This is a genomic window from Cellulophaga sp. 3_MG-2023, from assembly GCF_030546975.1.
Lineage (GTDB): Bacteria > Bacteroidota > Bacteroidia > Flavobacteriales > Flavobacteriaceae > Cellulophaga.
Map to the genome: position 1 here is coordinate 187,316 of NZ_JAUOPS010000002.1, position 22,051 is coordinate 209,366.

At 31.4% G+C, this 22,051-nt stretch carries 16 protein-coding genes and 1 pseudogene; 8 read left to right on the plus strand and 9 right to left on the minus strand.

From position 1 onward, the window contains the following. The first annotated feature begins 162 nt into the window (after nt 1-162). Together Q4487_RS05765 and cls are read left to right on the plus strand one after the other, a co-directional pair. Nucleotides 163-6,207 (plus strand): alpha-2-macroglobulin, encoded by a 6,045-nt coding sequence (locus Q4487_RS05765; protein ID WP_303540953.1) that lies wholly within the window; start codon nt 163-165, stop codon nt 6,205-6,207. Between the two features lie 50 nt (nt 6,208-6,257). Further along, a pseudogene (gene cls / locus Q4487_RS05770) lies at nt 6,258-7,716 on the plus strand (cardiolipin synthase). A gap of 187 nt (nt 7,717-7,903) precedes the next feature. Here the strand turns inward: cls and Q4487_RS05775 are convergent. From Q4487_RS05775 to Q4487_RS05805, 7 genes are all read right to left on the minus strand, one after another. Continuing rightward, nucleotides 7,904-8,653 carry a LytTR family DNA-binding domain-containing protein gene (locus tag Q4487_RS05775; RefSeq protein WP_100896749.1) on the minus strand — a complete coding sequence of 250 codons (750 nt, stop codon included), beginning with the start codon at nt 8,651-8,653 and terminating at the stop codon, nt 7,904-7,906. Beyond that, nucleotides 8,650-9,738 (minus strand): sensor histidine kinase, encoded by a 1,089-nt coding sequence (locus tag Q4487_RS05780; RefSeq protein WP_303540950.1) that lies wholly within the window; start codon nt 9,736-9,738, stop codon nt 8,650-8,652. The genes Q4487_RS05775 and Q4487_RS05780 overlap by 4 nt, the downstream gene beginning before the upstream one ends. Nucleotides 9,739-9,888: 150 nt before the next feature. Then, on the minus strand, nt 9,889-10,023 hold the full coding sequence (locus tag Q4487_RS05785) for a hypothetical protein (protein WP_286142098.1): 135 nt from the start codon (nt 10,021-10,023) through the stop codon (nt 9,889-9,891). 206 nt (nt 10,024-10,229) lie between these two features. Then, nucleotides 10,230-10,364, minus strand: coding sequence for a hypothetical protein (locus tag Q4487_RS05790; protein ID WP_013621682.1), 135 nt, complete (start codon nt 10,362-10,364; stop codon nt 10,230-10,232). A 186-nt stretch (nt 10,365-10,550) separates the two neighbouring features. Further along, the gene (locus Q4487_RS05795) at nt 10,551-11,078 is read right to left on the minus strand and encodes a DUF4136 domain-containing protein (protein WP_100896751.1); all 528 of its coding nucleotides are present in this window, start codon (nt 11,076-11,078) and stop codon (nt 10,551-10,553) included. A gap of 103 nt (nt 11,079-11,181) precedes the next feature. Then, on the minus strand, nt 11,182-12,183 hold the full coding sequence (gene obgE / locus Q4487_RS05800; protein WP_303540945.1) for a GTPase ObgE: 1,002 nt from the start codon (nt 12,181-12,183) through the stop codon (nt 11,182-11,184). A 39-nt stretch (nt 12,184-12,222) separates the two neighbouring features. Then, nucleotides 12,223-13,329 carry an adenylate kinase gene (locus Q4487_RS05805; RefSeq protein WP_100896753.1) on the minus strand — a complete coding sequence of 369 codons (1,107 nt, stop codon included), beginning with the start codon at nt 13,327-13,329 and terminating at the stop codon, nt 12,223-12,225. Nucleotides 13,330-13,456: 127 nt separating this feature from the next. Here Q4487_RS05805 and Q4487_RS05810 point away from each other — a divergent pair, with 127 nt between their 5' ends. The 3 genes from Q4487_RS05810 to Q4487_RS05820 are packed head-to-tail and all read left to right on the plus strand — an operon-like array spanning nt 13,457 to nt 17,174. Continuing rightward, entirely contained in the window at nt 13,457-14,611 is a 1,155-nt protein-coding gene (locus Q4487_RS05810) for a 5-(carboxyamino)imidazole ribonucleotide synthase (RefSeq protein WP_100896754.1), read from the plus strand. Nucleotides 14,612-14,614: 3 nt separating this feature from the next. Further along, a complete protein-coding gene (gene purE, locus Q4487_RS05815) occupies nt 14,615-15,106 on the plus strand; it encodes a 5-(carboxyamino)imidazole ribonucleotide mutase (protein WP_100896755.1) in 492 nt (163 codons plus the stop codon). 52 nt (nt 15,107-15,158) lie between these two features. After that, nucleotides 15,159-17,174 (plus strand): M3 family metallopeptidase, encoded by a 2,016-nt coding sequence (locus tag Q4487_RS05820; RefSeq protein ID WP_303540944.1) that lies wholly within the window; start codon nt 15,159-15,161, stop codon nt 17,172-17,174. Nucleotides 17,175-17,257: 83 nt separating this feature from the next. On the opposite strand, the gene Q4487_RS05825 is transcribed toward Q4487_RS05820, so the two are convergent. Beyond that, entirely contained in the window at nt 17,258-17,839 is a 582-nt protein-coding gene (locus tag Q4487_RS05825) for a DUF4494 domain-containing protein (protein WP_303540943.1), read from the minus strand. Between the two features lie 343 nt (nt 17,840-18,182). Here Q4487_RS05825 and Q4487_RS05830 point away from each other — a divergent pair, with 343 nt between their 5' ends. From Q4487_RS05830 to Q4487_RS05840, 3 genes are all read left to right on the plus strand, one after another. Further along, on the plus strand, nt 18,183-19,199 hold the full coding sequence (locus tag Q4487_RS05830) for an LLM class flavin-dependent oxidoreductase (RefSeq protein WP_303540942.1): 1,017 nt from the start codon (nt 18,183-18,185) through the stop codon (nt 19,197-19,199). 116 nt (nt 19,200-19,315) lie between these two features. Then, nucleotides 19,316-19,900 (plus strand): hypothetical protein, encoded by a 585-nt coding sequence (locus Q4487_RS05835; RefSeq protein WP_303540941.1) that lies wholly within the window; start codon nt 19,316-19,318, stop codon nt 19,898-19,900. A 19-nt stretch (nt 19,901-19,919) separates the two neighbouring features. Next, a complete protein-coding gene (locus Q4487_RS05840) occupies nt 19,920-20,297 on the plus strand; it encodes a hypothetical protein (protein WP_303540940.1) in 378 nt (125 codons plus the stop codon). A gap of 6 nt (nt 20,298-20,303) precedes the next feature. On the opposite strand, the gene Q4487_RS05845 is transcribed toward Q4487_RS05840, so the two are convergent. Beyond that, nucleotides 20,304-22,046, minus strand: coding sequence for a leucine-rich repeat domain-containing protein (locus Q4487_RS05845; RefSeq protein ID WP_303540939.1), 1,743 nt, complete (start codon nt 22,044-22,046; stop codon nt 20,304-20,306). Between the last annotated feature and the right edge of the window lie 5 nt (nt 22,047-22,051).

Sequence of the window (22,051 nt, forward strand, 5' to 3'; positions counted from 1 at the left end):
AACTTAGATTGGTACTACTTTTGATCTGTTTAGATGACTTTACTCACTTAAAAGGTAAGTTAACGCATTCTTAATTGCATAGTTGTACTATAAAGCTCAAATTTGTTAGTACATTTAATGCAGATTTAGATATACAAATCTTAACAAGATAACATACAGATAATGAAAAACTTAACTTCTATTATAGTTCTAATTTTATTTGCAAACATAGCAATGGCACAAGAAAATAACAGTTTTGACGCACTTTGGAAAACCGTAGAAAAGCACGAGAAGTCTTCTATGACCAAATCTGCCCTAGAAACAGTGCAAACAATTGCTGCCAAAGCAAAAAAAGAAGGCAACTCGCCACAGAATGTAAAAGCATTGTTGTACATCTCTAAATATGCAATGACTTTAGAGGAAGATGCTGTGTTATCTATTATAACAAATTTTAAATCTGAAATTGCTAATAGTGACACACCTACAAAAAACGTTTTACACAGTTATTTAGCTAATTTATATTTACAATATTTTAGGCAAAACAGATATCGTTTTTACAATAGAACTACAACTGAAACTAAAGTAGATAGTATAGATTTTAGAACTTGGGATTTAACTACTTTATTTTATGAAATTGACACTAATTTTAAGGCCTCTTTACAAAATAGCAGCGCATTACAAAAGATTAAAGTAGCTGAATTTGACTTGTTACTAAACAACAGAAAAGATTCTAAAATATACAGACCTACACTGTTTGATCTTTTATCGCATACTGCATTAGAGTTTTATAAAACAGATGAAAGTAGCATAACTAGACCTGCAGATCAGTTTGAGATTGATGACCAAAATATGCTATGCAGTGGAACAGATTTTATTAGTTTACCTATTAACGAAGACGATAAAACATCATTAAAGTCTAAAGCTTTAAAAGTTTATCAAGGCTTATTAGATTTTCATAAAAACGATGCTTCACCAAAGGCTTTTGTTGAAGTAGATTTAGAACGATTAAATTTTGTTTACAATAACGCTGTTTTTTTAGAAAAAGATAAACACTACATATCAACCTTAAAAAAAATGGCAAACACTTATAAAAACGATGCTGTTTCTGGTTTATACAATTACAATATTGCTACCTATTACAACACCAAAGGAGATAGTTACCATCCAAATAGCGTAATACCAAAAAACCAATGGAAGAAAAATGATGCTATCAAAATTTGTGAAGCTGTAGTTGCTAAATTTCCTAAAAGTAGAGCCGCAGAAATGTGTAACGACTTGGTTACAACTATAAAAAGAAGTAGACTTGACATAAGCACAGAAAGTTACATACAAGTGAACAAGCCGTCTAAAGTACTTATTCGGTATAAAAATGTAAACGATTTAAATTTTACAGTCTATACAATTTCAGACAAGCAATTACATACGTTAGATACAATTTATGATGATGACAAAAAACTACAGTATATAAAAAAACTTAAAAGTGTAAAAACGTGGAAGTCTAAATTAAAAAACGAAAAAGATTACCAAAACCATACTACTGAAGTTATTATACCAAAATTAAATGTAGGACAACTACTTATACTTGCAGAACCTACTAAATTAACAAAAACTTACGGGTATAGTGCCATACAAGTAACAGACTTGGCTGTTGTAAATAGTACTACAAATACAGCAGATTATTTTCAGGTAGTGAACAGAGCAAATGGTAAGCCTATTGCAAATGCTACAGTTAAGTTAGAATATCATAAAACGTATAATGACCCTGTACAACACGCTAAATTTAAAACCAATAGTTTGGGTATGGTTACCATTCACAAAACAGACCAAAGGTGGCGCAATATAAAACTAAAGGTTAGTAGTAATGATGATTACGCTACATTTGGCACTTATAATGTATACACTAAAGCCAACAGCAATAGTAATATAAATTATAATAATGCTTTCTTATTTACAGACCGTAGTATATACAGACCAGGGCAACCTGTTTATTTTAAAGGTATTGCTATTAACCAAAAAAATAATAAATCTGACATATTAGAAAACATTAAGGTTACTGTAACGCTAAAAGATGTGAATTACCAAGCTGTAAAATCTTTAGAGTTAACTACAAATGAATATGGCTCTTTTAATGGAGAATTTATATTACCTAGTAACGGCTTAACAGGTAATTTTACTATAGAAGCAATATCTAGTAGCAACAAAATAAGTAATACCAGTTATTTTTCTGTAGAAGAATACAAACGACCTAAATTTACAACAACTTTTAAACCTGTTACAGGGACCTACAAGGTTAATGATATGGTAACGGTAAACGGTACAGCCAATGCTTTTGCTGGTAGCACAATTACTGATGCTAAAGTTGTTTACACCATAAAAAGGTTGGTTAGATATCCTAACTGGTATTATTGGAGAGTGCCCTACTATAATAGCACACCACAAGAAATTAAACACGGGGAAACTAAAACAGATGCTAATGGAAACTACCAAATAACCTTTAAGGCTATACCAGAAAAAAGTGTAAATAAGGATAACTCTCCTATTTTTAATTATGAAATTACTGCAGATGTTACAGATATTAATGGAGAAACAAAAAGTACTACAACTATAGTTAGAGTTGGTTACCATAGTTTAAATGCCACTATAAATGTAAGCTCGCAAATAGATAAAACTAAAAAAGATAGCGTATTATATGTTAATACTGCTAACTTAAACGGACAGTTTACTGCCGCAAAAGGGTCATTAAAAATATACAAATTACAAGCACCTAAAAATGTAAAACGCAGTAGACCTTGGTCTGCTCCAGATTACAAAATAGATGAAACTACGTTTAGCACAAACTTCCCTAACGAAATATACAAAAAGCAGCAACCAAGAGATTGGGACAAGGGGCCACTATTATGGAGTACTAATTTTGACACTCAAAAATCTTCTGTAATTAATTTACCTACTATTAAAAAATGGGAATCTGGCAAATATATTATTGAGCTAGAAGCTAAAGATAAATTTGGACAAACTGTTACAGACAAGTCAATAACAAGTTTATTTAGCAACACAGATAAAACTACAGCAGACAACGAACTTTTTGATATAAAAATCGACAAAAATAGTTACAGCGTTGGAGATAATGTAGAAGTTAAACTGTTATCTGCAGCAACACCTTTAAATGTTACGTTGTATATAGATAGAAATAACAAACCTATTGAAACAAAAATAATAACACTTAGTAACAGTTCTAAAACAATAAAAATACCAATTACTAAAGAAGATATAGGTGGCTTGTCTATTAACTACACTTTTACGGCTTACAATTCTTTTAAAAATGATAAAGTATATATTAATGTTCCACACCCAAGTACATCATTAGAAATAGAAACAGTAACTTTTAGAGATAAAATACAACCTGGTACAGATGAAACTTGGAAATTTAAAATTAAAGGCTCTAAAGGAGATAAAGTTACTGCAGAAATATTAGCAAGTATGTATGATGCTTCCTTGGATGAATTTAGAAGCCACAGTTGGTATTTTTACCCAATACACCATAAAAACCACTCTAATAACATAAGAAGTAGTGCTTACAAAAGTTTTTCTGAAGATTCTTTTACAGTTTATAATAATGAATTCTATGAGTATATATACCAAGGTCAAAATTATGACGCTTTTAATTGGTATGGGTTGTATATAGGTAACTCTTATTACAATCGTAGGTCTTTATCTGTAATGAGAAAATCTGCATCACCTGTTGCCATGGAAATGGTTGCTGATGAAGATACTGAAGAAATAGTTGTTGTAGAAGAAAGTGATTCTGGTGCTTTAGATGATGCTATAAGTAGCCCAATGGAATCTAAAAAAGACACCACTGCTCCTGCTCCTCCTAAAAAAGAAAAAGAGGCGGTTAAAATTAGAAAAAACTTACAGGAAACAGCTTTCTTTTTTCCAGAATTGCAAACTGATAAAGAGGGTAATGTATCTTTTAATTTTACTACCCCAGAAGCGTTAACTAAATGGAAATTACAATTATTGGCACATACTAAAAGTTTAGAAAGCGCTGTTACTACATTGCAAACTGTAAGCCAAAAAGAGCTAATGGTAATGCCTAATGCTCCTCGTTTTTTACGTGAAGGAGATAAGCTTATTTTTAGTAGTAAAATTGCAAATATTACAGATAAAAACTTATCTGGTGTTGCTAATTTAGAGCTTAAAGATGCTGTTACAGGTAAAGATATTACATCAAAATTAATAACATCTGCTAAAGAAAATAACTTCTCTGTAGATGCTAAAGGAAATACACAGGTTTCTTGGACATTAGAAATTCCAAAAAATCTTCAGGCTGTACAATATACTGTTATTGCTAAGGCAGGCAATTTTAGTGACGGTGAGCAAAATTTGCTTCCTGTACTTACCAATAGAATGTTGGTAACAGAAACTTTACCAATGTGGGTAAGAAGCAATCAAACTAAAAAATTCAACTTAGATAAATTAAAAAATAACACATCTACAACATTAACAAATCATAAATTAAGTTTAGAAATAACATCTAATCCTGCTTGGTATGCAGTGCAAGCATTACCGTATTTAATGGAGTATCCGCACGAGTGTAATGAGCAACTTTTTTCTAGATATTATGCAAATACATTGGCTAGCCATATAGCTAATAGCACTCCAAGAATACAAGAGGTTTTTAAACAATGGGCAAATTCTGATGCGTTACTTAGCAACTTAGAAAAAAACCAAGAATTAAAATCGCTTTTAATACAAGAAACTCCTTGGCTAAGAGATGCACAGTCTGAGACGGAACAGAAAAAACGCATTGCCTTACTTTTTAATTTAAATAAAATGAAGAGTGAGCAAGCTGCAGTTATACGTAGGTTAACTAATAACCAAAACAGCAGTGGGGCTTGGGCTTGGTTTAATGGTGGTATAGAAAGCAGATACATTACACAGCATATTATTACTGGTTTTGGACATTTAGATGCCCTAAAAGCATTAAATAACACAGATAAAGATGTAGATAAAATGATTAATAAAGCAATTGCTTACTTAGATAAAGAATTTGTGAGTGAGTATGAGCATATGAAAAAACATAGCTCTAACTTAAAAAGCGATCATTTAAGCAATATGCAGCTACACTATTTATATATGCGTAGTTTTTATCCAGATGTAAAAGCATCTAAAAAAACAAAAGAAGTTACAGAATACTACAGAGGACAAGCTAAAAAATACTGGACCAAACGTAGCTTATACAATAAGGGGCTAATTGCTTTAAGTTTGTTTAGAATGGATGAAGATGCTACTGCTAAAAAGATTTTAAAGTCTCTAAAACAAAATAGTATTACTTCTGATGAATTAGGAATGTATTGGAAAGAAAACACCAACTCGTGGTATTGGTACCAAGCACCAATTGAAACTCAGGCATTATTAATTGAAGCTTTTGCAGAAATAGAAAACGATACAAAAACAATAGATAATCTTAAAATTTGGCTACTTAAAAACAAGCAAACTAACAAATGGAAAACAACAAAAGCTACCACAGAAGCTGTTTATGCATTGCTACTACAAGGCAGCGATTGGCTTTCTGTTACAGATGCTGTAGATGTTTTAGTAGGTGACAAAAAAATAGATCCTAACAAATTAGAAGATGTTAAAATTGAAGCTGGTACTGGTTATTATAAAACAGCTTGGAATGGTAAAGAAATAGAACCTAAAATGGCAGATGTACAAATTACCAAAAAAGGTAATGGTATTGCTTGGGGCGCTATGTACTGGCAGTATTTTGAAGATTTAGACAAAATTACATCTGCAGAAACACCGCTTAAATTATCTAAAAAATTATTCTTAAAAAAGAATACAAATACTGGCGAGCAAATATCTGAAATTACTAAAAACACAAAATTGGTGGTAGGTGACTTGGTAAAAGTACGCATAGAGCTTAGAGCAGACAGAGCAATGGAATTTGTACATATGAAAGATATGAGAGCCTCTGGATTGGAGCCTTTAAATGTAATATCTAGATACAAATGGCAAGACGGTTTAGGATATTATGAAAGCACAAAAGACGCTAGCACAAATTTCTTTTTTGATTATTTACCTAAAGGAGTTTATGTATTTGAGTATGATTTACGTGTAAATAATGCTGGTGATTTTAGCAATGGCATTACAACAATACAAAGTATGTATGCACCAGAATTTAGTAGCCATAGTAAAGGTGTACGTGTTTCTGTTAACAAATAGTATACGTTAAACAAATGTATTGCTTATCTTAACAAGATAAACTGTTTTTTATGAACTGGATACTGCTGTTAGAAATACTATACGTACCCTTATTAATTTTTACTTGTCTACGTATAATTTATGATACAAGAGGCACAACAAAAACACTTGCTTATTTATTAAGTGCAGTGTTTTTTGCCTTTTATAGGTATTATCATTTATTTTTCTTTTGGTATAAATTACAGAAAGCATAAAATGTATGCCAACAAGTCTTTGTTGGATGTGAGACAAAAAGAAGTTTTAGAAAAGGAAATTATTGCACACTCTAAAGAGGTATTGGCAAACGGTAATGAGTCTGCAAAAAGTAGATCAGAATTGGTAAACCTTTTATTAAAAGATACCACTAGCCCACTTACCAACAATAACACCGTAAAGCTTTTACTAAATGGTGAAAACAAATTTCCGGAAGTTTTAAAAGCTATTGAAGCCGCAAAACACCATATACACATAGAGTACTACATTTTTAGAGATGATGAAATTGGAAATACAATAGAAAAATTGCTTCTTAAAAAAGCAAAAGAAGGTGTAAAAATTAGGTTTATTTATGATGATTATGGTAGCTCTGAAATAAGAAAAACACTAAGCAGCAGGTTAAGAGATGCAGGTATAGAAGCTGTACCGTTTTATAAAATAAAATTAATTGCATTTGCAAACAGACTTAACTACCGTAACCACCGTAAAATTATTGTAATAGATGGCAAAGTAGGTTTTGTTGGCGGTATAAATGTGAGCGATAACTATGTAAATAAAAAGAATAGTACAGATCGTGTTTTTTGGAGAGATACACACTTAAAAATTGAAGGGCCTGCGGTTACTTACTTGCAATATATATTCTTGTCTGACTGGAATTCTTGTTCTACTCAAAATTTAATTTTAGAGAAAGGTATGTATGTGCCTTTTAATTCTTTTACATACACAGATACTAAGTTAGTACAAATTGCTGCTAGTGGTCCCGACTCTAACTCGCCTACAATTTTATATTCTATTTTACAGGCAATTTACTTAGCTGAAGAAGAAATTTTAATTACTACACCTTATTTTATTCCCGGTGAAAGTATGTTAGATGCTTTAAATATTGCTGCTATGAGTGGTTTAAAAGTAAAACTACTAGTTCCATACAACTCAGACACACTACTAGTTAACGCAGCATCTAGAGCATATTACAGAGAAATATTAAATGCAGGAGTAGAAATATACAGATATAAAAAAGGATTTGTACATGCAAAAACTATAGTTACAGATAAAAAAATAGCTATTGTTGGTACAGCCAATATGGATACTAGAAGTTTTGAGCTTAATTTTGAAGTAAATGCTATTGTTTATGATAAAGAAATTGCTACAGAACTTACCACTGCATTTTATAATGACTTAATTGACTCTGAACAAATAGATAAAGAAAAGTGGATTAACAGACCTTGGTATATTAAATTAACAGACAAAATAGCTAAGTTACTTTCCCCAATGCTATAACTAATTGTTTTTTAGTGTTTTAAATTGAAGATTTCAAATATTTTAATTAACTTTAGAAAACACAACTAAATTTAAATTATTACTACATAAAATACACAGGCCTACTTTATGGCTAATTTCCTGAAAGATGCATAAAAAGTAGTGGTTTTTTACCCCACGATTTAGTCATTACTTTTTTGTATCTTTTTTAAATACTCATTTTATCTTTAAAAATGTAAGACTGTCTTCTAGACACCTCTACTTCTTCACCAGAGTTCATTGTTAATTTAAGCTTACCATTAAACCAAGGCACAACATTAGCTATATAATTTACATTTATAATTTGCTGCCTGTTTACTCTAAAAAAGTTATGATCTGGTAGTTTTTCTTCAACTTGGTTTAAAGACTTATATAACATTGGTTTTTCGCCTTTAAAATATACGCGCGTGTAATTACCTACAATTTCAAACAAAGAAATATCTCCTATTTTTACCAACCAACATTTATCGCCATCTTTTATAAAAATCTGACTACTTTCTGTTAGCTTCTCTTTAGTCTCGTTAGTAACATTTTCTTCGCTACTTTCTGCAGTAGAACCTTCTAACTGGACCTTTACTTTTTCTATTGCCTTTCCAAAGCGTTTTGCATTAATAGGTTTTAAAATATAATCCAATGCATTATACTCAAAAGATTTAATTGCATACTCATCAAAAGCTGTTGTAAATACCGTAATTGGTACTTTATCTAGCATTTCTAAAAGTTCAAAACCATCTTTTTCTGGCATATTAATGTCTAAAAATAATAGGTCGGGCTGTGTTTCATTAATTAACTTGTAGCCTTCATCTACATTTTCTGCTTCACCAAGAATTTCTATCTCACCTTGGTTTTTTATCAATTCTTTTAGCTCATTTCTGGCTAACCTAGAGTCTTCTACTATAACTGCTTTAATCATACTCATACCATTGGTATTTTAATATTTGCTACTACCTCTTCATTTATCTCTTCTAAAGAAAACTCTGCTAAGTTTCCGTATAACAACCGTAGTCGTTGTTTTATATTTTTAAGACCTAACTGTGTAGAGCCTTTTACTATTTTTAATTTACCTGTATTACGCACAATAATATGCAAATATTTTTCTGTTCTGTTTGTAATTAAGGTAATTGTACCTCCTTTAATTAGATTTGCAATTCCGTGTTTTGCTGCATTTTCTACCAATAACTGTATTATCATTGGTGGTATAGAAACAGATAGTGAGTTAGGGTCTACTTCTTTTACAAACTCTAACCTATCTTCAAACTGAATTTTAGATAAGGCTATATAATTCTCTACCATATCTAACTCTTCTTCCAAAGCAATAGAATTTACATCGTTCTTAATTAAAGAATACCTGAGCATTTCAGACAATTTTGTAAGCATTTCTCTAGACTTACCAACGTCTTCTAACATTAAGCCTCTAATATTGTTTAAGCTATTAAACATAAAATGAGGATTAATTTGCCCCTTTAAAGAGTTTAACTGAGACTCCTTTAAACTCCCCTCTAACTTAAACTGTTTAAGAGTAATGTTTTTGTTATAGTCATAGGCTTTTATAACTAAAACTGTAAAAAGCCATATCACAAACATTGCAGAGAAGAATGGTATATTTGTTAAACGCATAAACCAATTTATAGAGTCTGTTAAGCTTTTTTCAGATTCAAAACTAGAAATACTCTGAACCACATCTAACATTGGCCATAATATTAAAGAATATATTATCTGTACTCCAATAAAAAGCAATACCAAACTAACTACGTTTCGTTTTTTAAGATTACCAAACGCTATGCGCTTTTCTATATAATATAATAATATAAAAGACATTGCATATGCTAGTAAGCCACATGCAATACCTTCTCCTATTAAGTAACCTATGTAACCGTAATATTCGTTTTGGTCTGCATATTCTAATCCGTAAGAGACTTTGTCAAAAGTTAGTGTGGATAGTATTAAAACCAACCATCCTATTAAGGCAAAAACCCAGTATTTCCAGTTATTTATAAGTTTCATTAAATTTATTCTAATACATTAATACGCTAATAAAAGCTTTTTATAATTATGCTTAAGCGATAATGTTTAAAATTACGACAATCAATAATTCTGCTAGTAGTATCATAATATTTTTTTTTAGATTGATGGTTAATGGTTGATTACTTGTTTTTAAAATCCTAAGTGATACAAAAGTTTACCAAAGTTGTAACCCAAACCAAAAAGTAGTGCAAGAGCAAAAGTGCTAATTAAAATACCATAAGCAATTGCATTTACTTTTTTGGTTAAAGTTGTTGGTTTCTGCATAACTGTTAGTTTTAAATTTGATGATTTTGATTGATGATTTTGATTGATGAACTATTTATTAATGAACTGTTGTTGATTGATTGATTGATGATTTGTTTTTGATTGATGATTCAAAAATAAAATAGTTTAAGTGTCTTTTTAGGTAATTTATGGCGAACGGTAGTATTTAAAACCTAAACGGCAATACAGGTTAACACCTTGGTTTATTATACAAATAACTGTACAATAGCACCGCCTAATTTATAGCCTACGTGGTATACTGGCACTATTGCTATAATGCTACATATTAATAAGGCTTTAATTTGTTCTGCTTTTTTGATGATTGCTATTCTATTTTTCATAATACAAAAATTTAAGGTTGTTATTAGTTGTTTAATTATGATGTAAAGGTATAGCAGCTTATCCCTAAAAAAATCCGTTTTATGACAAACGGTAATTTAAGATTAGCGAACGGTAATTTTGAAGAATTGAATTGAAATTGCTGTACACACAGCACATAACTAGCTATATTACAAGCAACAAACTAATTATTTTTTTACTTTGGGAGGATATTTACTTAGTGCTTTTTCTACTATTTGCAGCAATTTAAGCTCTTTAGCTTCTGGTGTTTGGTTTTCTTTGTAGCCACTAACACTAGTTGCTTGCCATACTAATGCATCTCTTTGTACATCTATAAAGTCAAACGTAATTTCTCTATCTAATTGGGCTCCGCCAATTGGCAAACCAACAGACAGTCCGCCACCAATATTATTACCGCCACCACCTAAACCAACACCAACAGAGTTGTTTGGTGTTCCTTTATATACTTGTGCCGTAATATTAATATAAATCTCTGGTTCTTCTGCTAATTTAAACCCTTTTGTACGCATAACATCTTCTACAGCGTTTAGCAAACGTTTGGTATCTAAATCGTTTAAACCGGTTTTCATATCCATATAAAAACCATATGTAGTGTAAGCCGTAAAGTCTAAATCTTTATCGTAATCATAATTTACACGTATAGTGTTACAAGAGACAAACAATAAAATTAAAAGTAGAGATACGTAGCTTTTCATTGGTATATATTTTAGTTGCACTTATCTAATATACGGTTTAAACAAGAGGTATAGCCTTTTAAAGTTATTAAAAAGACATGGTAACACCCTACAATTAAACAAATTAATTGTTAAGCTGCTGCCATAATTTATCTTTTAACTCTTGCAAACCTTGCTGTGCTACAGAAGAAATAAACATATATGTTGCACCATCTAAGTCTCTGTCTAACTCAACACTCATTTCTGCAATAAGCTCATCATCTAGCATATCACTTTTAGAAATTACAACAAAACGTTCCTTATCTATAAGTTCTGGGTTGTACCTTTTAAGTTCGTCTAGTAATATTCTATATTCTTTTCCTATATCATCACTATCTGCAGGTATTAAAAATAATAAAGTAGCATTACGCTCTATATGCCTTAAAAAGTAATGCCCTAAGCCTTTACCTTCTGCTGCACCTTCTATAATACCAGGTATATCTGCCATTACAAAACTCTGAAAATCGCGATACTGCACAATTCCTAAGTTTGGTTTTAGCGTAGTAAACTCGTAATCTGCAATTTTAGGTTTTGCAGAAGTTAACACAGACAATAAAGTAGATTTACCTGCATTAGGAAAACCAACTAAACCTACATCTGCCAATACTTTTAACTCTAGTGTTATTTGCATTTCCTCACCAGACATTCCTGGCTGTGCATATCTAGGAGTTTGGTTGGTACTAGTTTTAAAATGCCAGTTACCACGGCCACCTAAACCACCTTTTACTAGTATTACTTCTTCTCCGTGCTCTGTAACCTCTAGTACAATTTCGTTAGTTTCTGTATCCCTAACAACTGTTCCTAGTGGCACATCCATATATACATCTTGTCCGTCTGCACCAGAACTACGGCCTTTACTACCGTGCTCACCGTGTCCGGCTTTAAAGTGTCTTTGTACCTTATAATTTAATAAAGTCCACAAGTTTTTATTACCACGCAAAATAATATGACCACCACGGCCACCATCACCACCATCTGGACCACCTTTGGTAATATACTTTTCTCTATGCAAGTGCACAGAGCCTTTACCTCCGTTACCAGAAGAAACCGTCATCTTTACATAGTCTACAAAATTACCTTCGGTCATTGTTTTAGGTTATGGAATTAATATAATAAGTGTGTAGTTTTATAAAGTATCTATTACTTTACTTAACCTTGTTGTAATATCTTTTATTTCTCCTATACCATCTACAGTATGGAATTTACCTTGCTTGTCATAGTATGCTTGCAACGGAGCAGTTTTTTGGTTGTACTCATCAAACCTATTACGAATTTTACTTTCGTCTTGGTCATCACTTCTACCACTAACTTTACCACGTTCTAACAAACGTTGTATTAAAACTTCGTCATTTGCATCTAAAGCAATAGTTGCATCAATCTTCATATCTTTAGTAGATAAAAAGTTATCTAATGCTTCTGCTTGTGCAGTTGTTCTTGGGAAACCATCAAAAATAAATCCACTTGCATCGGGATTCTTCTCTACTTCTTCCTTTAACATATTAATTGTTACTTCATCTGGCACCAACTCACCCTTATCTATAAAAGACTTTGCTAGTGTACCTAATTCTGTACCATTTTTTATATTGTAACGAAACACATCTCCTGTAGAAATATGTTTTAAATTGTACTGTTCTTTTAAAAAATTTGCCTGTGTGCCCTTGCCAGCTCCCGGTTTCCCGAATAGTACAAGATTTATCATATTATTTTGATTTAGTTGATACACTTCTTTTAGGTTTCTACCAAGCTCGTTATAATCTAACCCGTAACCTACAATAAATTTATTTGGAATTTCTATACCTACGTAATCTATATTATACTCACCACTATACACAGATGGTTTGTAAAATAAAGTAGCTATTTTAAACTCTTTAACGTTACTATTGCTAAACATATGCACCAGCTCTTTAACAGTACGGCCAGTGTCTATAACATCTTCTAATATTATTACACTTCTACCTTCAATAGTATCAGATACATCTATTAGTGTTTCTACAATTCCTGTAGAAGACAGCCCACTGTAAGAACTTAGTCTAACAAAAGAAACCTCGCAATTGTGTTCGTATGCTTTAAGCAAATCTGCTACAAACATAAAGGAACCATTAAGTACACCTATAAAAACCGGAACCTCATCTTTGTAATCTTCGGCAATTTTATCCGCTATATTTTTAACCGCAGCTAAAATCTGTTGCTCGGTTAAATAAGGTCTAAAATATTTGTCGTGTAGCTTAATCAATTGGATGTTCATTTATTAAAAGCGCAAATATACCATTTTGATTTCTCTTTTTAGGATATACAAGAGCAGTTTTAAGATTTAAGTGTATTTTTGTTACCAAGTTAACAATACTGCAAAAATTACAAAAATGAACTTTTTTTCTTCTGACTTTAAACTTGGTATCTTGGGCGGTGGCCAATTAGGTAAAATGATGCTCTATGAAACCCGTAAATTAGACATATTTACTAAAGTTTTAGAAGCTACAGATGATGCACCCTCTAGTATTGCTTGTAATGAATTTGTTAAAGGTGATATTTTAGATTTTGATACTGTTTACAATTTTGGAAAAACGGTAGATGTACTAACTATAGAAATAGAAAATGTAAATTTATCTGCGCTTGAAAAATTAGAAAACGAAGGCAAAAAAGTATACCCACCAACAAGTGCTTTACGTGTTATACACAACAAGGCTACTCAAAAATTATTCTACGTAGACCATAATATACCTACCGCAGATTTTCACAGATTTGCCTATACTAGCGAAATTAAAGACAGTGTAGAAAATGGCGGATTAAACTTACCATTTGTTTGGAAATGTGCACAGTTTGGTTATGATGGTCAAGGTGTAAAAGTTGTACGTACATTAACCGATTTAGAAGATCTACCAAATGTAGAATGTATTGCAGAAGAAATGGTGCCTTTTAAAAATGAACTTGCAGTAATTGTTGCTCGCAATAGTAAAGGCGAAGTAAAAACATACCCTGTTGTGGAAATGGAGTTTCACCCAGAAGCCAACCAAGTAGAATATGTTATTTGTCCGGCTAGAATACCAGACGCTGTTGCCCAAAAAGCACAAGAAGTAGCTTTACAAGTAGCAGATAAAATTAAACACGTTGGTTTGTTAGCTGTAGAAATGTTCCAAACTAATGAAGATGAAATATTAGTGAACGAAGTTGCTCCTAGACCACACAACAGCGGGCATTATAGTATAGAAGCTAGCTACACTAACCAGTTTGAGCAACATATACGTGCTATACTGGGCTTGCCATTAGGTAATACAAAAAGTAAAGTTGCTGGTATTATGGTAAATCTTGTTGGCGCAGAAGGCTATACGGGTAATGTAGTTTATAAAAATATGGAAGATATTTTAAAGCTAGAAGGTGTTACTCCGCATATTTACGGTAAAAAGGAAACAAGACCTTTTCGTAAAATGGGGCACGTAACTATTGTAAATAAAGATGTAGATAAGGCTCGTAAGATAGCCGAACAAGTAAAAAATACAATTAAAGTAATAAGCGAATAAATTATGAGCAAAGTAGCCGTAGTAATGGGAAGCACAAGTGACCTTCCTGTAATGCAAGACGCAATAGATATTTTAAAAGGTTTTGATATTGAGGTAGATGTAGATATTGTTTCTGCACACCGTACACCAGAAAAATTATTCGACTTTAGTAAAAACGCACATACAAACGGTTATAGTGTTATTATTGCAGGTGCAGGTGGCGCAGCACACCTACCTGGTATGGTTGCATCTATGTCTCCACTACCAGTAATTGGTGTTCCCGTAAAAAGTAGCAACTCTATAGATGGTTGGGATTCTGTTTTATCAATATTACAAATGCCTGGTGGCGTACCTGTTGCAACTGTTGCTCTAAATGGCGCAAAAAACGCTGGTATTTTAGCAGCACAAATTATTGGGTCATCTGACAAATGTGTATTGGATAAAATAATTTTTTATAAAGAAGGGTTAAAACAAAAAGTTATTGAAGGAGCAGAAAAAGTAAAAAGCATAAAGTAATACAGCCCTTCTAAAATTTTCTCATTACCGTAATATCTTAAAATATTAAAAAATGAATCCATTATTATCCCATTTTGATACTGCACCGTTTTCTCAAATTGAAAACGAGCATTTTATGCCTGCTTTTACAAAAGCTATGGCAGATGCAAGAGCAGAAATAGATGCTATAACAAATAATACTAACGCTCCTACATTTAAAAATACTATTGAGGCTTTAGATTTTGCTGGTGAGCAGTTAGACCGTATTTCTAGTGTATTTTTTAATTTAAATTCTGCGGAAACAAATGAAGAAATACAAAAAATAGCACAGGAAGTTTCTCCTTTATTATCTGAGTTTGGTAATGATATTACTTTAAACGAGGCTTTATTTAAAAGAGTTAAAACCGTTTATGAGCAAAAAGACAGTTTAGACCTTACTGTAGAACAACAAACATTGTTAGACAAAAGATACAAAGGATTTAGTAGAAATGGAGCAAACCTTGCTAAGGATAAAAAAACTAGACTTAGAGAAATAGATGCAGAATTGTCTAAACTAAAACTAAAGTTTGGAGAAAATGTATTGGCAGAAACCAATAAATTTAAAATGCATTTAACTAATGAAGCAGATTTAGATGGTTTGCCAGAAGGTGAAAAAGAAGCTGCAGCACAACTAGCAAAATCTAAAGATTTAGATGGTTGGTTAATAACATTGGATTATCCTAGCTATATACCTTTTATGAAGTATGCTAAAAATAGAGAGCTTCGTAAAAAATTATCATTAGCATTTGGTAGTAAAGCGTTTAAAGGTGATGAGTTAGACAACCAGGAAAATGTATTAAAAATAGCAAAATTACGCCACGAGCGTGCCAACTTACTTGGCTATGCAACACACGCTAATTTTGTGTTAGAAGAACGTATGGCAGAAACGCCAGAAAAAGTACATTCTTTTTTAAATGAATTATTAGAAAAAGCAAAACCAGCTGCTGAACGCGAGTTTAAACAGCTAGAAGATTTTGCTAAGGAATTGGATGGTATAGACCAATTACAAAAATGGGATGGTGCGTATTATTCTGAAAAACTAAAGCAAAAACTTTTTAGCTTAGATGATGAAATACTAAAACCTTATTTTAAACTAGAAAATGTAATTGCTGGTGTTTTTAAAGTAGCAGAGAAATTATTTGGTTTACAGTTTAAAGAAGTTAACAATGTAGACAAATACCATGAAGATGTAAAAACATACGAGGTGTATGACGCAGATCATACTTTTGTCTCTTTATTCTACGCAGATTTTCACCCAAGAGCTGGCAAGCGTGGTGGCGCTTGGATGACATCTTACAAACCACAATATATAAAAGACGGTGTAAACGTTCGTCCGCATATATCTAACGTATGTAATTTTACAAAACCTACAGACACTAAACCATCATTGTTAACTTTTAACGAGGTTACAACATTGTTTCATGAATTTGGTCACGGTTTACACGGTATGTTAGCAAACACTACGTACCCAAGTTTATCTGGCACATCTGTTTACTGGGACTTTGTAGAATTACCAAGTCAGGTTTTAGAAAACTGGTGTTATGAGAAAGAAGCTTTAGAACTTTTTGCAACACATTACCAAACAGGAGAAGTTATACCTATGGAGTTGGTACAAAAAATAAAAGAATCTGCTACTTTTCAAGAAGGTATGCAAACCTTACGCCAATTAAGTTTTGGTTTATTAGATATGTCTTGGCACGGTGTAGACCCAACAAAATTTACAGATGTTAAAGCACAAGAAGATAAGGCTTTTACAGGCACAGATTTATACCCTAGCACAGCAGAAACTTGTATGAGCACTGCCTTTTCTCATATTTTTCAGGGAGGATATTCTTCTGGTTATTACAGTTATAAATGGGCAGAAGTTTTAGATGCAGACGCGTTTGCTTACTTTAAAGAAGAAGGAATTTTTAACAAAGACGTAGCTACTAAATTTAAAGATAATGTATTATCTAAAGGAGGTACAGAAAACCCAATGGTTTTATACAAACGTTTTAGAGGTGCAGAACCAAAAGTTGAAGCTTTACTAGAAAGAGCGGGATTATTGTAGATTACAATAAAATTTAAACATAAAAACCAGGATAATAATTTACTTATTATCCTGGTTTTTATTTTCGTAAGAGTACTTACTCTCTATTCTTCTTCATCTAAATCTACCTCTGCACTAACAAGCGATAACGCTTCATCCTCTAAAATTTCTTTAGCCTCTTCTGTTTCTTCTACCTCAGGAACAGAATCTTTTATTTCGTTAAATTTATGAATACGATCTAACTCACCTTCTTCACCAGAGAAATAAGGAAAAACATCCATAATTGGTGACTCTGTAATAGCTGGTATGGTATAATCTCCCATAGTATCTTTCATTACAGCAACGGTATTATCATATGCTTCTTTAACATCGTTAGCTTGTACTAATAAGTACATATTTGTTTTACGCTCTTTACCACTTTCTTCATCAAAAGCAATTAAAGAAACTTTACTTTTAAACCAACGATCTGTATTTTCAAAAGGATGAATTTCTGCAAAATTAGCAACCTTAATGTTTGTTATTTTAAACTCATCACTAATATAAGCTTTCATCTCCTCATTAATTCTAGTTTCTGCCTCCGTATAAGAAATAGCATCTACCAAATAAGGTTCTGTTGTTACTTTTTGAGCTCCGGTGTCGCTCATTTTTCTATATTTTACCTTGCATTCGTACCAAGTTGCGCTCATAATTTTTCCTGTTTTTTGGGAAGCCAAATATAACCGTTACATAAAAAATTAGACTGCTATTATAAAAATAGATATTCACAATTTAAAATTAAAAAACATAGCACACTTATAACAAGGTAGTTGAATTTAAAACTTCTAATATTAATCTATTTTTTAACTCCTAAACTTCACTTAAATAAATCATAACACATCTTAAAATAGCCGTGTTATTTACCGCTTAATTGTATTTTTGTAGCTCATAATTTACACGCCGCTAAGCACGTGTAATTAATAGGTCTTTAGTACGACAAAATAAAGTCCAAAAACTGTTACTTTCTTAAAATAGCAGCAAAAAATTAAAAAAATGTCATTAAAAAAAATAGCATATTCGGTTTTAGAACTCGCAATTGTATCTAAAGGTAGTTCTTTACAAACCACGTTTAATAATAGTGTAGACCTTGCACAAAATGCAGAAAAATTTGGTTACAAGCGTTTTTGGCTAGCAGAGCATCATAACTCTATAACAATAGCTAGTTCTGCAACCGCAATATTAATAGGTAAAGTTGCAGAAAACACAAAAACAATACGTGTTGGTTCTGGTGGTATTATGCTACCCAACCACTCCCCTTTAATTATTGCCGAACAATTTGGCACATTAGGTAGTTTATATGCTAACCGTATAGATTTAGGTTTAGGTAGAGCTCCAGGAACAGACCCAGAAACGGCACACGCTATTAGAGCAAACCACACACAGGCAGCACACTCGTTCCCAGAAGAAGTTGTACAAATACAACAGTATTTTTCTGCAGAAAACAAAAACTCTAAAGTAAGAGCAACAGTTGCAGAGGGTGTAGATGTGCCATTATATATTTTAGGTTCTAGTACAGACAGTGCACATTTATCATCTAAAAAAGGCTTGCCATACGCATTTGCTAGTCATTTTGCTACAGCAAAGCTTCATGAAGCACTTAAAATTTACAATGAAGAATTTGTACCGTCTAGTTATTTAGATAAACCATACACTATGGCTGGTGTAAATGTTATTGTAGCTGATACTGATGAGGAAGCTGAAAAAATATCTACATCATTACTTAAAATTATAGTTGGCCTACTTACCAACCAAAGAGATTTTATGTTACCGCCAGTAGAAATGACAGATGATTTGCGTGAACTTTTTAAACACCCTGCTGTAGACCAAATGTTAAAATATTCTTTTATAGGAAGTAAAACAACTGTAAAAAAGCAGGTAAAAGAATTTTTAGAACAAACTCAGGTTGATGAGCTTATTGCGGTAACAAACATTTACGATCATAAAGACCGCATAAAATCATATAAATTATTTTCAGAAATAATGAATGAAATAAATTTAGAAAAGGAATAAAAGTAAGTTTTTTTTTGTTTTGATAAAGCAATTTTTTGGATTTGTAATTTCACGGTAATCCGTGTGTATAGATCTTAGAAGTTGCTTTATTTTTGTTTTAAAATGAACTCAACAGAATGAAATTTAGACATCTACTTTTAATACTATTCTCTTTTTTATGTTTACAAAATAGTGCTCAGAATAATAAAGTTCTACTAGAAGAAACAATTACCAATATTGTTGTAGCGTTTAAAGATAAAAATGCTAAAATTATAAATAACTACACCTCTAAAGAAAATGGAATTACTGTACTTGTTAGGTATGGTGCTTTAGATAATTACAGGACCATAAATTCTATTAACTTTAAAAACCCCATACCTAATTACCTGCCGTACACAGAACCCATATCTAGCACCAAAATAAGTTACAGCAAACCTCCTAAATTTGATTGTAACACTTATAGCTGGTCTAAAAAAGGGTTGTTTTGTGATACGATACAAAAAAGTACTCTCTTTACTAATACAGTTAAAAATTTAAAGTATGAACTAACTTCTGAAACATACGCTAAAGAACTAAAACGTGCTTTAGATTTAGAAAAAAATAGCTATAGAATTGTTTTAGTTGATGACAATAATGAAGATTTAATATTTTTTCTAAGTTATATTGATGACAAATGGATATTAACTTTAATAGACCGTGTAACTACAGATTGTAGCGCATAACAAAACTTAAACCAATCAAATGAAACACTTACAAATTTTATTTATACTTATTCCGTTTTTCATTTATCATTCTTCAATTGCTCAGCAAAATAATTCCATAAACTGCTATAAGAAGGTAAAAAAAGAAACAAAAATGTTACAAAAATATACTTGCAATAAAGCAGTAAAAAAAATTGGAAATATTTTTGAGCAATACAACTATTCTTTGCAATTAAAAGAGCTACAATCTATTTTAACCAACAAAACAATAACTAAACATTTTAAACATGCCAGCGATATTACAAATATTAAAATACGCGAGGTTAGCTTTAAAATATGTAATGGTAGTTTTATAACCGTTTATTACAAACAAAAGAACAATAAATGGTATCCGTTAGAGTGTTTGGTTTCTCTTTAAATAAAATTAATACGGTATAACTTTTATATTCATAGCTTTTATTTGTGCTACCAAATCTTCTGAAAAATTCATAGAATTAGTTATTTCTAAGCTGGGCAAATACTTAATATCTTCAATAGATTTTACATCAAAACAATCGTCTTCTCCGCTCCAAAAAGGAATTAACTGACCGTATATTTCATCTCCACCATCTGGCTCCAAAGCTTTAATATCTGGTAATAAAGAAGACGGAATTGGTAATTTTTTAAAATAAGCAGCAACTTCTGGTATTATTTGATATCCTTCTTCCTCAATATCAATTTTACGGTCTTTGTAATTTTTTACAAAAAAGTGTACGTTAAATTTTGGGTACAAAACCTCATCTACATACATTAACTTATTTATTATCATTAATTTAAAATTAAAGTCGGACTCAAAATAACAATCACCCTCTGGCAATTGCTCTAGCTTTAACTTTACCTCATAATTAAATAATGCCTGGTTTTTTAATTCTAATTGCAACACATTAGATGGTATTTTATTTAATGTTGTTGGCAACTCTTTAAATACATTCTTTTTTAAATTAAGCTCTTTTAAATTAATTAAATTAGATAAGTTTTCTGGTACAGTAGAAATATTTGTTTCACTAACATCCAAAATTTCTAATTGCTTCATTTTATTTAACCAACTAGGCAATTCTAAAAGCGGATTTTTATTTAACCTAAGTATTTTTAGTCTTTTTAAAGTAACCAAACTCTCTGGTAGTTCTTCTATTCTATTATTTGATAGATCTAACTCCTCTAATTGATTTAAGTATTTTATTCTTGATGATATTCTACTTAAAGATGTGTTTGATAAATTAAGACTTTTTAAGCCTGTAATTTTTACAACAGAAGACCATAGAGGACTTTTATTACCTGAAAAATTTAGATATTTTAAACTTTTTATTTTCTCTAGATTAGGAGGTAAGCCACTTAAAGGAACACTATAATAATCTCCGTCTCTAGATATAGTTAAAGAAACTAAGTAGTTAAACTTATATAATTTATTTATGAGATCTGGAGCTATTAAGCTTACATTACGCAAGGTAAGCTCATTTAACGATTTTAATTTTAATATTCCCGGGTATAAATCTTGTACAGTTTGGTTAGATACTGCCAAACACTTAAGATTAGAGCAAGTAAAAATACCATGTGGTAGCTCAAAACCATAACCATAATACAATTTTTGTGTTGCTGGCCCAAAATCATTTTCACTATTTAACTCCCAAATATCTGAATAATAAGTACGTGGATGATTCTCTATATACCTTAAAACTTCCTTATGGTATATTGACTGATCTATTTTTTCTGCCAAAGGATTTGCACTGTTATACGGGTCGTAAGTACAATACCCATAAACTTCACTTTTGGTTGTTTTTCCTAATCTTTTTTTAAGCTCTAAACGCAAACCAAATCTAGTAAATACCGCTTCGTATAAATTCTGAATTTGTTCTGGAGCGCTACGTTTAAAAAAAGATTTTTTTCTTGCTGTTAAAAACTGTTGAAAAGTAGATTCGTCAAAAGCAATTATTTGACATAAAAATACAAATTCTCCTTTTTGTGCCGGATTATTTGCTTGTCTTCTTGGGGGTAAAATTTGACAAACGGAATAGACCTCTCCTCCTTTTAAATCATCTTCTTTAAAAAAAATATCTCCAAAAGGTGACACTTTCAAAACTTCTCTCTCTTTAAAGTCTTGAAATAATGCATCTAAAATTAATTCTTCCAATGGTT